The 12,130-nt window shown below is 61.1% G+C and carries 11 protein-coding genes; 6 read left to right on the top strand and 5 right to left on the bottom strand.

All coding sequences use genetic code 11. From position 1 onward, the window contains the following. Positions 1 to 12: 12 nt before the first annotated feature. From ACEN8E_RS24445 to ACEN8E_RS24430, 4 genes are all read right to left on the bottom strand, one after another. The gene (locus ACEN8E_RS24445) at positions 13 to 1,146 is read right to left on the bottom strand and encodes an NAD(P)/FAD-dependent oxidoreductase (RefSeq protein ID WP_495590194.1); all 1,134 of its coding nucleotides are present in this window, start codon (positions 1,144 to 1,146) and stop codon (positions 13 to 15) included. Positions 1,147 to 1,284: 138 nt separating this feature from the next. Continuing rightward, entirely contained in the window at positions 1,285 to 2,229 is a 945-nt protein-coding gene (locus ACEN8E_RS24440; RefSeq protein ID WP_495590193.1) for an ornithine cyclodeaminase family protein, read from the bottom strand. Between the two features lie 122 nt (positions 2,230 to 2,351). After that, positions 2,352 to 3,842, bottom strand: a complete 1,491-nt coding sequence (gene rhlB / locus ACEN8E_RS24435; protein ID WP_495590192.1) for an ATP-dependent RNA helicase RhlB — start codon at positions 3,840 to 3,842, stop codon at positions 2,352 to 2,354. 98 nt (positions 3,843 to 3,940) lie between these two features. Beyond that, a complete protein-coding gene (locus ACEN8E_RS24430) occupies positions 3,941 to 4,597 on the bottom strand; it encodes an alpha/beta hydrolase (RefSeq protein WP_495590191.1) in 657 nt (218 codons plus the stop codon). Positions 4,598 to 5,066: 469 nt separating this feature from the next. Between ACEN8E_RS24430 and ACEN8E_RS24425 the strand changes: the two genes are divergently transcribed. The 6 genes from ACEN8E_RS24425 (at position 5,067) to ACEN8E_RS24400 (ending at position 11,451) form a co-directional block, all read left to right on the top strand. Then, positions 5,067 to 6,098 (top strand): amino acid ABC transporter substrate-binding protein, encoded by a 1,032-nt coding sequence (locus ACEN8E_RS24425; RefSeq protein ID WP_495590190.1) that lies wholly within the window; start codon positions 5,067 to 5,069, stop codon positions 6,096 to 6,098. Positions 6,099 to 6,163: 65 nt separating this feature from the next. Next, positions 6,164 to 7,345 (top strand): amino acid ABC transporter permease, encoded by a 1,182-nt coding sequence (locus ACEN8E_RS24420; RefSeq protein ID WP_495590189.1) that lies wholly within the window; start codon positions 6,164 to 6,166, stop codon positions 7,343 to 7,345. A gap of 10 nt (positions 7,346 to 7,355) precedes the next feature. Continuing rightward, positions 7,356 to 8,453: an amino acid ABC transporter permease gene (locus ACEN8E_RS24415; RefSeq protein ID WP_495590188.1), complete on the top strand. Its 1,098-nt coding sequence runs from the start codon at positions 7,356 to 7,358 to the stop codon at positions 8,451 to 8,453. A 30-nt stretch (positions 8,454 to 8,483) separates the two neighbouring features. Then, positions 8,484 to 9,248, top strand: coding sequence for an amino acid ABC transporter ATP-binding protein (locus tag ACEN8E_RS24410; protein ID WP_057396720.1), 765 nt, complete (start codon positions 8,484 to 8,486; stop codon positions 9,246 to 9,248). 249 nt (positions 9,249 to 9,497) lie between these two features. Next, positions 9,498 to 10,157 (top strand): FadR/GntR family transcriptional regulator, encoded by a 660-nt coding sequence (locus ACEN8E_RS24405; protein WP_495590187.1) that lies wholly within the window; start codon positions 9,498 to 9,500, stop codon positions 10,155 to 10,157. Then, positions 10,147 to 11,451 (top strand): CynX/NimT family MFS transporter, encoded by a 1,305-nt coding sequence (locus ACEN8E_RS24400; protein ID WP_495590186.1) that lies wholly within the window; start codon positions 10,147 to 10,149, stop codon positions 11,449 to 11,451. The genes ACEN8E_RS24405 and ACEN8E_RS24400 overlap by 11 nt, the downstream gene beginning before the upstream one ends. 13 nt (positions 11,452 to 11,464) lie before the next feature. Here ACEN8E_RS24400 and ACEN8E_RS24395 read toward each other — a convergent pair whose 3' ends face one another. Then, positions 11,465 to 12,115, bottom strand: coding sequence for a DUF1120 domain-containing protein (locus ACEN8E_RS24395; RefSeq protein ID WP_495590185.1), 651 nt, complete (start codon positions 12,113 to 12,115; stop codon positions 11,465 to 11,467). Positions 12,116 to 12,130: the final 15 nt, after the last annotated feature.

Genomic DNA, 12,130 nt, shown 5'->3' with positions numbered 1-12,130 from the left:
GTCACCTGAGGATCAGGATCGGCCGAGGCGGGCAGGGGAGAGCATTTCGGCGTTCAGGCCGAAACGGCCGAGCGACTCGGGCAACGCCGCGCCGCGCACCAGTGCCGCGCTGGCCTGGCCCATGGCCGGCGAAGTCTGGATGCCATAACCACCTTGCGCCGCGACCCAGAACAGCCCCGGCACCTGTGGATCGAAGCCGGACAGCAGGTCGCCGTCGCTGACGAAGCTGCGCAGGCCGGCCCAGGTCCGGGTCGGGCGGCGAATGGTCAGGGTCGTGGCCTCTTCGATCTGGTAGATGCCCATGGCAATGTCCAGCTCTTCGGGCTGCACATCGTGGGGTTCGACCGGGTCGGCGTTGGCCGGCGAGCCGAGAAACATCCCGGCGTCGGGTTTCATGTAGAAGGATTCGTCGAGGCTGACCAGCATCGGCCAATGGTGGGCGTCCACCCCCTCCGGGCCGGCGAAGATGAACGCGGTACGGCGTTTCGGTTGCAGGCCCAGCGGCTGCGCGCCGGCCAGTTCGCCGATCTTGTCGGCCCAGGCGCCGGCGGCGTTGATGATGACCGGGGCGCTGAACGTCTGGGTGCCGGTCTGGACCTGCCATACACCTTGGCCGTCGCGGCTCAGGCTGACGACTTCGCTGTCGGTATGCACTTCACCCTGGTTGCGACGGATGCCGCGCAGGTATCCCTGGTGCAGGGCATCGGTGTCGATGTCGCTGGCGGTCGGGTCGTAGATGGCGCCGTGGACCTTTTCCCGGCGCAGGATCGGCATCAGCGCGCAAGCTTCGTCGACACCGAGCAATTGCATCTCTGGCACCGTGGTTTTTGCGCTCTGGTACTGCCGGTTCAATTCGTCCGGGTCACCGGTGAGGTCCACGGTCATTTCGCCGCGCGGGGTCAGCAGCGGGTGTTCGCAGAAACCGCTGGGCGGGTTGTCGAAAAAGTCCCGGCTGGCCAGGGTCAGCGCCCGCACTTGTGGGGTGCCATAGGCTGCGGTGTACAGCGCAGCCGACCGGCCGGTGGAGTGATAGGCCGGATGGGATTCGCGTTCGAGCACGATCACGCGGCCGTGCTGCGACAGCCAGAAACCGGTGGAAGCACCGGCAATCCCGCCGCCGATGATGATGAAATCTGCCTGGCTCATGAACGTCTCCTGATAACGCGCGATGCCAATGGTTCGGTACCTTGTAGGAGCGAGCTTGCTCGCGATGGTGTGTCAGTCGACACAGTGGTGCCTGATCCACCATCGCGAGCAGGCTCGCTCCTACAGGGGATTGTGGTGTTAGTGAGATAGGCGATAGATGGCATTGGCCAGCGCAATGTCTTCCAGACCCAGGCCGATGGAACGGAAGAACACGTGACGGTCGTAGTCGGGGCGCTGCACCTTCTCGCTGAGCAAATCGGGCAGGTCGCCGACAATCGCGCTCCTGTCCCAGCCGTGCCGTTCGGCGGCGATCAGCATTTCGCCGGCCGAGCCCGGAGTGGTCAGACGATAGTCGCAGAACACCTGCATGTCATTGAGGCTCTGCGGCGGCACTTCGTGGGCACGCGGCGCGTTGGTGCTGATGGAGGTGATCAGCGCCGGTTTGCGCAAGCTCGATGGATCGATCACCGGCCCGGCGGACGAGGTGCAGAGCATGATCACGTCTGCGTCCTGTACGGCAGCTTCGCGGCTGTCGACGACGTTCAGGCGTGGCTCGATGTTTTTCAGCAGGCTCACGGTTTCGGCATCTTCGTGCAGGCTCGGCGAGTACAGGCTGATGCTCTGCCAGTCGCGCAGGTCTTTCACGTAATGCAGGTGCGCCTGGGCCACTTTGCCGCTGCCGATGATGGCCAGGCGATTGGCTGTGGGCGGTGCGAGGGCATCGACCGCCACGGCGGTGGTTGCGGCGGTGCGGGCCGTGGTCAGTTCTCCGGCATCGCACAGCAACAGCGGCTGCCCGCTCTGCATCGACATCAGCAGCGTCCACGCCGTCACCAGTGGCCCCTGTTCACGGACGATGTATGGCGAAGTCTTGATCCCGTACACGCCGTCTTCGGCCAGCACGCCCAGGTAATTGATGAAGTCGCCGGCGCCCTGCGGGAACTCCACCAGTTGCTGCGCCGGTTGCACCGCTTGCCCGGCGGCCAGGTCGCGGAACAGCTTGCGCAGGATCTGCGGCACATCGACTTGCGCCAGATACTCGCGGGCCTGGGCTTGGGTGATCACTTGGGGCGTGCTGGACATGGTCGGCTCCGGGATTCGGTTTAAACTAATTTGTCTATTATGGACTTTTAGTTCTATTGAGCAATATCCGGGCAAAAAAAAGCGCAGCCCGTTTCCGGCTGCGCTTGTTCGTGCAACGTCACTCAGTGTGGACGTTTGCGCTCAACCGCCCGCAACAGATGCGTCGGCGGTGTTTCACAGCTGATCTTGCGCCCCAGCTTTTCCTCGATGGACGGTAGCTGGTAGGAGTCGTCTTCACCGGCAAAGCTGATGGACACACCGTCGGCGCCGGCACGCCCGGTACGGCCGATGCGGTGCACGTAGTCATCCGGCACTTCCGGCAGGGTGAAGTTGATCACGTGGCTGATGCCGTCGATGTGGATGCCGCGCCCGGCCACGTCGGTGGCGACCAGCACGCGAATCTTGCCTTCGCGGAAGCCTTCCAGGGTCTTGATGCGCTTGTGCTGCGGCACGTCGCCGGACAGTTGCGCGGCGTTGATGCCGTCGCGCACCAGGCGTTCTTCGATGCGCCGCACTTCATCCTTGCGGTTGGCGAAGACGATGACCCGCTCCCAACCGTTGTCGTTGACCAGGTTGTAGAGCAGTTTGTATTTGTCGGCCGCGGCCACCGCGTAGATGTGCTGCTCGACGTTTTCGTTGGCCACGTTCTGCGACTCGATCTCGACGATCGACGGGTCGGTGGTCCATTGCTTGGCCAGGTTCATCACGTCTTCGGTGAAGGTCGCGGAGAACAGCAGCGTCTGACGCTCGGACTTCGGTGGCGTCTGGCGAATGATCTGGCGCACTTGCGGGATGAAGCCCATGTCGAGCATGCGGTCGGCTTCGTCCAGCACCATCACTTCGACCATGTCCAGATGCACGTCGCCGCGCTGGTTGAAGTCCAGCAGGCGGCCCGGCGTGGCCACGAGGATGTCGCAGTGGCGGGCTTCGAGGTGCTTGAGCTGCTTGTCGAAGTCCATGCCGCCGACGAACGTCATGACGTTGAGGCCGGTGTACTTGGTCAGGTCGGCGGCGTCCTTGGCGATCTGCACCACCAGTTCGCGGGTCGGCGCAATGATCAGCGCCCGTGGCTCACCCATGTAGCGCTCTTTCGGCGGCGGGGTCTGCAGCAACTGGGTGATGATCGAGATCAGGAACGCAGCGGTCTTGCCGGTGCCGGTCTGGGCGCGGCCGATGGCATCTTTGCCCGCCAGGGTAAAGCCCAGCACCTGTGCCTGGATCGGTGTGCAATACGGGAAGCCAAGGTCCTGGATGGCGTGCATCAGTTCAGGGGCGAGCTTGAAATCGTGGAAGCGGGTTTTGCCTTCCTGGGGTTCGACGACGAAGTCTTCGAGTTTCCATGGGATGACCGGTGCCTTGGGCTTGGGTTCGCGGCGCGGTTTGGCGGGTTTCGGCGTGTCGCTGCGCGGCTGCTCCGGGGTTGTGATCGCCACAGGCAGGGCAGCGGTTGCGGTCTTCGGCTCGTGCCTGGGTGCCGTCGTGTTGGCGGCTCGTTCAGGCTGATTACCGTCGGTGCGGTGGCCGGGAGCATGAGACGGGGCGCTGGGGACTGGCGCGAGTTGCTCAGTCTCGCTTTTACCGAACATTTTCTTGAGTGCTTTGAGCACGGTCATCTCATCAATTGGTTAAGGAATGTACGCCGGGCAGTGTAATGCAAGAATCGGGCGCGGCGTAGAGGGATGGATCAAAGGGCGCTTTTAATCCTGAATGCTTAACGCAAGCGCTCGGTGAGCCAGGTGCCGATGTCGCGAATTTCTTCGGGTAACACTTCGTGACCCATTGGGTACTCCTGCCATGTCACGGTGACACCACGCTGCTTCAAATGCTCGTAGGCGCTGCGTCCCATCGAGTTTTGCACCACATCGTCAAACTGGCCGTGCATCGACAGCACCGGAATGCGCTGCTGGCTCGCGGACAGTTCCAATTTGTCGCTGAAGGTGGGTGCATAAGTAGAAAGGGCAACTACGCCACCCAGTGGTCCCTGCCATTTCAGAAACGCGGTATGGAACACCACGGCTCCGCCTTGGGAAAAACCGGCCAGGAAAATCCGCGAGGCGTCTATTCCGATAGCTCGCTGGGTGTCGATCAGCTTGATGATCCTGTCGGACGACTCTTCCAGTTGCTCGCGGTTGATCGCCCGTGCCGGACTCATGGCCAATATGTCGTACCAGCTCGGCATCTCGTAGCCGCCATTGATAGTGACAGCACAGGTGGGGGCCTGAGGGAGAACAAAGCGGGTGCTCAGCAAGGTTTCCTGCAGCGCTTCGGCCACCGGCAGGAAGTCGTAGCGATCGGCGCCCAGGCCGTGCAGCCAGATGACGCAGGCGTCTGCGGGCTTTACGGGTTCAAGAATCAGGGGCTCGGTCATGTCTGCTCCAAAATTGTGCGTGCGCGCTCATTAAGTGCGTGATCCAAGTGCGCGTCGGGTTGATCCGTTAAGAAGATGTCGCAAGGTTACAAGTTTCGCTATTGACCTGTCTCGCAAGTGCCTCGGGAAGAGGTCTGGTACGGGCTTTGCTATGGAAAAGCCTGTACGAAAAATCCCACGTCTGTCGGTAACACTATCAGGCCATTGTTGGCAGTGGGATAGCAAAAAAATTCCGGTGATGGATGTTCGCCAAAGGCCGCTACGGGCTTCGCGAACGTGAAAGGGCTACAGCCCGTTCGGCCGACTGGTGAGGGTGAGTTTTCCATGATGTGGATTTTCTCCTACTAGACTCATAGCTAACGTCTTACGTCGGTTGACCCCAAAACAAGCCAACACGGGTCGACTACGCCTCAAAAGGGTGCGACAGGACTCACGCTCCGACACAACAAGAGCAAAACTGGAGGTTTGAATGAAGATGTTGAAATCCACTCTGGCTATCGTGACTGCAGCCGCAGTACTCGGTGTCAGCGGGTTTGCCCAGGCGGGCGCAACCCTGGATGCAGTGATGAAGAAAGGTTTCGTGCAGTGTGGCGTCAGCGATGGCCTGCCAGGCTTCTCGGTTCCGGATTCCACCGGCAAGATCGTGGGTATCGATGCTGACTACTGCCGTGCAGTAGCGGCTGCTGTCTTCGGCGACGCGACCAAGGTCAAGTTCAGCCAGTTGAACGCCAAGGAGCGCTTCACCGCGCTGCAATCCGGCGAAATCGACATCCTGTCGCGCAACACCACCATGACCAGCTCCCGTGACGCGGGCATGGGCCTGAAGTTTCCAGGCTTCATCACCTACTACGACGGCATCGGCTTCCTGGTTAACAACAAGCTGGGCGTGAAAAGCGCTAAAGAACTGGACGGTGCAACCATCTGCATCCAGGCCGGTACCACTACCGAGCTGAACGTTTCCGACTACTTCCGCGGCAACGGCCTGAAGTACACCCCGATCACCTTCGATACCTCCGACGAAAGCGCCAAGTCGCTGGAATCCGGTCGTTGCGACGTACTGACCTCCGACAAATCCCAGCTGTTCGCCCAGCGCAGTAAGCTGGCTTCGCCGAAGGACTACGTGGTTCTGCCGGAAACCATTTCCAAGGAACCTCTGGGCCCGGTCGTGCGTAATGGCGACGACGAGTGGCTGGCCGTCGTGCGCTGGACTGGCTACGCCATGCTCAACGCTGAAGAAGCCGGCATCACTTCGAAGAACGTCGAAGCCGAAGCCAAGGGCACCAAGAACCCTGACGTTGCCCGCTTGCTGGGTACAGACGGTGAATACGGCAAAGACCTGAAAGTGAAGAAAGACTGGGTCGTGCAGATCGTCAAGCAAGTAGGCAACTACGGCGAAGTGTTCGAGAAAAACCTCGGAAAGAGCACTCCGCTGGAAATCGACCGCGGGCTGAACGCTCTGTGGAACGCTGGCGGCATTCAATACGCACCACCAGTGCGCTGATGGTTCTGTCACCCGGCGGGCCAACCGCCGGGTGATGTTCTGTTCCATTATTTCCGGGGCACTTCATGCAAAATTCAATCGGCGCACCAAAGCAGAGGCTCAGCCTCAGCGATCCGAAAGTGCGTGCGTGGCTATTCCAGATCATCACCATTGTCGCGGTGGTCTCGATGGGCTGGTATCTGTTCGATAACACGCAGACCAACCTTCAGCACCGGGGCATTACCTCGGGCTTCAGTTTTCTGGAGCGCAGTGCCGGTTTCGGCATCGCTCAACACCTGATCGACTACACCGAAGCGGACACTTACGCCCGGGTGTTTGTCATCGGCCTGCTCAACACCTTGCTGGTGACCTTCATCGGCGTGATCCTGGCGACGATCCTCGGCTTCATCGTCGGCGTGGCACGGCTGTCGAAGAACTGGATCATCGCCAAGCTGGCGACGGTTTACGTCGAAGTCTTCCGCAACATTCCGCCATTGCTGCAGATCCTGTTCTGGTACTTCGCGGTGTTCCTGACCATGCCGGGGCCGCGCAACAGCCATAACTTCGGCGACACCTTCTTCGTCAGCGCCCGCGGCCTGAACATGCCCGCCGCGCAGATGGCGGACGGTTTCTGGCCGTTCGTAGCCAGCATCGTGGTGGCCATCGTCGCCATCGTGCTGATGAGCCGCTGGGCCACCAAGCGCTTCGAAGAGACGGGTGTACCGTTCCACAAGTTCTGGGTCGGCCTCGCGCTGTTCCTGGTGATCCCGGCCTTGTGCGCACTGATCTTCGGCGCACCGCTGCATTGGGAGATGCCAAAGCTGCAAGGTTTCAACTTCGTCGGCGGCTGGGTGCTGATCCCGGAGCTGCTGGCGCTGACATTGGCCCTCACCGTGTACACCGCCGCGTTCATCGCCGAGATCGTGCGTTCGGGCATCAAGTCGGTCAGCCATGGCCAGACCGAGGCGGCGCATTCCCTCGGCCTGCGCAACGGTCCGACCCTGCGCAAGGTGATCATCCCGCAAGCCCTGCGCGTGATCATTCCACCGCTGACCAGCCAATACCTGAACCTGGCGAAGAACTCTTCGCTGGCGGCCGGTATCGGTTATCCGGAAATGGTCTCGCTGTTCGCCGGCACCGTGCTCAACCAGACCGGCCAGGCGATCGAGGTGATTGCCATCACCATGAGCGTGTACCTGGCGATCAGTATCAGCATTTCCTTGCTGATGAACTGGTACAACAAGCGCATTGCGCTGATCGAGCGGTAAGGAAAAGCGCATGAGTACTCATACTTTCAAACCTGACATGCCTCCACCGAGCAGAAGCATCGGTGTGGTGGCGTGGATGCGCGCGAACATGTTCTCCAGCTGGCTCAACACCCTGCTGACCCTGTTTGCGTTCTATCTCATCTACCTGGTGGTACCGCCGATCCTGAACTGGGCCATCCTCGACGCCAACTGGGTGGGCACGACTCGCGCCGACTGCACCCAGTCAGGCGCCTGCTGGGTGTTCATCCAGCAGCGTTTCGGCCAGTTCATGTATGGCTATTACCCGCCGGAACTGCGCTGGCGCGTGGACCTGACGGTGTGGTTGGCGATTGTCGGCGTGGCACCGTTGTTCATCTCGCGCTTTCACCATAAAGCGGTGTACGGGCTGGGCTTCCTGGTGCTGTACCCGATCTTTGCCTACTTCCTGTTGCATGGCGGCATCTTCGGCCTGACCAACGTGGCGACCAGCCAGTGGGGCGGCCTGATGCTGACCCTGGTGATCGCCACCGTCGGCATCGCCGGTGCGCTGCCGCTGGGGATTATCCTGGCCCTGGGTCGTCGTTCGAACATGCCGGCGATTCGCGTGGTCTGCGTGACCTTCATCGAGTTCTGGCGCGGCGTGCCGTTGATCACGGTGCTGTTCATGTCCTCGGTGATGCTGCCGCTGTTCCTGCCCGAAGGCATGAACTTCGACAAGCTGCTGCGGGCTCTGATCGGCGTGATCCTGTTCCAGTCGGCCTACGTGGCCGAAGTGGTGCGTGGTGGTCTGCAAGCGATTCCCAAAGGTCAGTACGAAGCGGCTGCCGCGATGGGCCTGGGCTACTGGCGCAGCATGGGCCTGGTGATCCTGCCGCAAGCCCTGAAGCTGGTGATCCCCGGCATCGTCAACACCTTCATCGCGCTGTTCAAGGACACCAGCCTTGTGATCATCATCGGCCTGTTCGACCTGCTCAACAGTGTCAAGCAAGCCGCTGCCGACCCGAAATGGCTGGGCATGGCCACCGAAGGCTATGTGTTCGCCGCCCTGGTGTTCTGGATTTTCTGTTTTGGTATGTCGCGCTATTCCATGCATCTGGAACGCAAGCTCGACACTGGCCACAAGCGCTGAAGCGCCGTACCTAATTTAGGAAGTTCTTTTATGAGCGAAGCAATCAAACAGCCTGTGGGCCCTGAAGGCATTATTCAGATGCAGGGCGTGAACAAGTGGTACGGCCAGTTCCACGTGTTGAAAGATATCAATCTGAACGTCAAGCAGGGCGAACGTATCGTTCTGTGCGGGCCGTCGGGTTCGGGCAAGTCCACCACCATCCGCTGCCTCAACCGTCTGGAAGAACACCAGCAGGGCCGCATCGTGGTCGATGGCACGGAGCTGACCAACGACCTCAAGCAGATCGAAGCGATCCGCCGTGAAGTCGGCATGGTGTTCCAGCACTTCAACCTGTTCCCGCACCTGACCATTTTGCAAAACTGCACCCTGGCGCCGATGTGGGTGCGCAAGATGCCCAAGCGCAAGGCCGAGGAAATTGCCATGCACTACCTGGAACGCGTACGCATTCCGGAGCAGGCGCATAAATACCCGGGGCAACTGTCCGGTGGTCAGCAACAGCGTGTGGCGATTGCCCGCGCGCTGTGCATGAAGCCGAAAATCATGCTGTTCGACGAGCCGACCTCGGCACTCGACCCGGAGATGGTGAAAGAGGTGCTGGACACCATGATCGGCCTGGCCGAAGACGGCATGACCATGCTTTGCGTAACCCACGAAATGGGCTTTGCCCGCACCGTGGCCAACCGCGTGATCTTCATGGACAAGGGTGAAATCGTCGAACAGGCCGCGCCGAACGACTTCTTCGATAAACCGCAAAACGAGCGCACCAAGCTGTTCCTGAGCCAGATCCTGCATTGATCGACCCCAGGCAATGAAATAAACCCGGACATGTTCCGGGTTTATTTTTGCCCGCAAAAAACATACCCCCTGTAGGAGCGAGCCTGCTCGCGATGGGCTTGAGAGCACCGCGGGGTACCTGCCGAACAGCGTTATCGTTGACGTCCATCGCGAGCAGGCTCGCTCCTACAGGGATCAGTTGCTCTCTTGGGTGAAGCTGACTAACATGTCAGAAAATTCATCCTATGATTGGATGAGAGGGCGAATTCCATGTCAGAAATCTCTCCATTGGTAAAACGATCCCTGGTCGATCAGGCCCTGGACCAGTTGCGCCTGCGGATCAACCAGGGCGTTTGGGTCGTGGGCCAGCGTCTGCCCACCGAGCCTGAGTTGTCCGCCGAGCTGGGCATCAGCCGCAACACCGTGCGCGAAGCCATGCGGGTGTTGGCGTTTTCCGGGTTGATCGAGATCCGCCAGGGCGACGGCAGTTACCTGCGGGCGGTGGTCGATCCGCTCGATACCTTGAAGGCACTGTCGCGCTGCTCTCTTGAGCAGGCCCGGGAAACCCGGCATATCCTTGAAGTCGAGGCGATCGGCCTGGCAGCCATGCGCCGCACCGATGAAGACCTGGTGGCTTTGCGCGAGGCGCTGGGTGTCAGCGGTAGTCACTACCACGGCGATCTCGATACCTACATCGCCTGCGATCTGGTGTTCCACCGTCGTTTGGTGGACGCCGCGCACAACCCGACCCTCAGCGAGTTGTATCGCTATTTCTCCAGCATCATCGGCGCGCAATTGCGCCAGACCCTGAGCATCGTCCCGCGCCGCCAGGAAGTGTTCGACCTGCACATCGAGTTGCTCGATGCCGTCGAACAGCGCGACCCGGAGCGGGCCAAAGCCCTGTCGAGGCAGTTGATCAATGAACCTTGAAACCGAGAAGTCCATGCACCGCGGTGATTTATCCACAGCGCAAAAACGTTCGGCAGAGCTGGACGAGCTGCTGATCGACGCCGAGGCCGATGACGAGCAGGTCCAGCAAGCTCACCCGGTTCTGCGCCGGCCGTGGCTGTTGCTGCTGGGCCTGATTCTGGTGGCACTGAACCTGCGCCCGGCGCTGTCGAGCATGGCGCCGATGCTCAGCGAGGTCTCGAAGTCCCTCGGCTTGTCGGCGTCCACGGCGGGATTGCTGACCACGTTGCCGGTGCTTTGCCTTGGCCTGTTTGCGCCGTTGGCGCCGGTGCTGGCGCGCCGCTTCGGAGCCGAGCGGGTAGTGCTGGGCATTCTTCTGACCCTGGCTGGCGGGATCATCCTGCGCAGTTCGTTCGGTGAGATCGGCCTGTTTGCCGGAAGTGTGCTCGCCGGTGCCAGTATCGGCGTGATCGGTGTGCTGCTGCCAGGCATCGTCAAGCGCGATTTCCCGAAACAGGCCGGGACCATGACCGGCGTCTACACCATGGCCCTGTGCCTGGGCGCAGCGATGGCGGCGGGTGCGACCGTGCCCCTCAGTGAGCATTTCGACAAGAGCTGGGCGCTGGGCCTTGGTTTTTGGGTTATCCCTGCGTTGGCGGCGGCAGTGTTCTGGCTGCCGCAAGTCGGCCAGAAGCACGGCGCGCACAACGTCGCCTATCGCGTTCGCGGCTTGCTGCGTGACCCGCTGGCCTGGCAAGTGACCTTGTACATGGGCCTGCAATCGTCCCTGGCCTACATCGTGTTCGGCTGGTTGCCATCGATTCTGATCGGGCGCGGCCTGACCCCGACCCAGGCCGGGCTGGTGCTGTCGGGCTCGGTGATCGTGCAATTGGTCAGCTCGCTCGCGGCACCCTGGCTGGCGACCCGTGGCAAGGACCAGCGGCTGGCGATCGTGATCGTGATGGTGCTGACCCTCGGCGGCTTGTTCGGTTGCCTGTATGCGCCGATCGAAGGCTTGTGGGGCTGGGCAATTGTGCTGGGGCTGGGGCAGGGCGCCACGTTCAGCCTGGCATTGACGCTGATTGTGCTGCGCTCGCGGGACTCCCACGTCGCGGCGAACCTGTCGGGCATGGCCCAGGGCTTCGGTTACACCCTGGCGTCCATGGGGCCGTTTGCGGTTGGCATCGTGCATGACTGGACCGGCGGCTGGACGGCTGTGGGCTGGATCTTCGGCGTGATCGGCCTGGGTGCGATCGTCGCCGGCCTCGGTGCCGGGCGGGCGCTGTATGTGCAGGTCGGCAGTGAGAAAATCTGATCGCGGCGCACGCCTATAAGTAGAGAACCTCCAGGGTCGCGGAGCCGTCGAGTGTTGCATCGTCACTCAAGTCCAGGGTTGAGGTGGGGGCAATGACCGTGACGAGCGTGACCCGACTGCTCAGGTTCTGAATTGCGACAGGACCTGCGGTGCTGCCCGCCACATCGGTGAAGCCCAGATAGCTTTGGGCGCCAATCGGTATGGGGCTCGAACTGGATGTACTCCATGCCCGCCCCTGAGTGGTGGAATCGGTTCGGTACACTTGAGGCAGAGCGTCCACCACGGTACTGGCGGGATCGAAGTGCAGTGAATACAGGCCGATCCTGTTGCCGCTGCGGTCGTACTCCAGGCCGTAATAGATCTCACTGTTGGTGATGGCCGAACCTTCCCGGTTGTCCCGCATGATCAAGGCGAAACGGGCAGGTGCGGTGCAACTGATGTTGAGGATCAGGGATTCGTCACGCAGTTGCGTCCGTTTGTCGACGTTCAGGTCCTGCCGAGAGATTTTTCCGTAGTCGACAATGCCGTTGCTGGAAAAAGTCGGGGTGCAGGCGATCGGGGTGATGGTGCCGTTGACAGCCAGATCAGCGGTAGACGCTGCCATGGTGTAAGTCGTCGTGCTCATCAACAGCGTTGCGCTCAGGGCTATAGGGATACGCTTCATCGGTAAATTCCTTTT

This window comes from Pseudomonas sp. Pseusp9, from assembly GCF_059491265.1.
The sequence above is the reverse complement of the archived record's forward strand: the minus strand, read 5'-3'. Positions and strand labels throughout refer to the sequence as shown.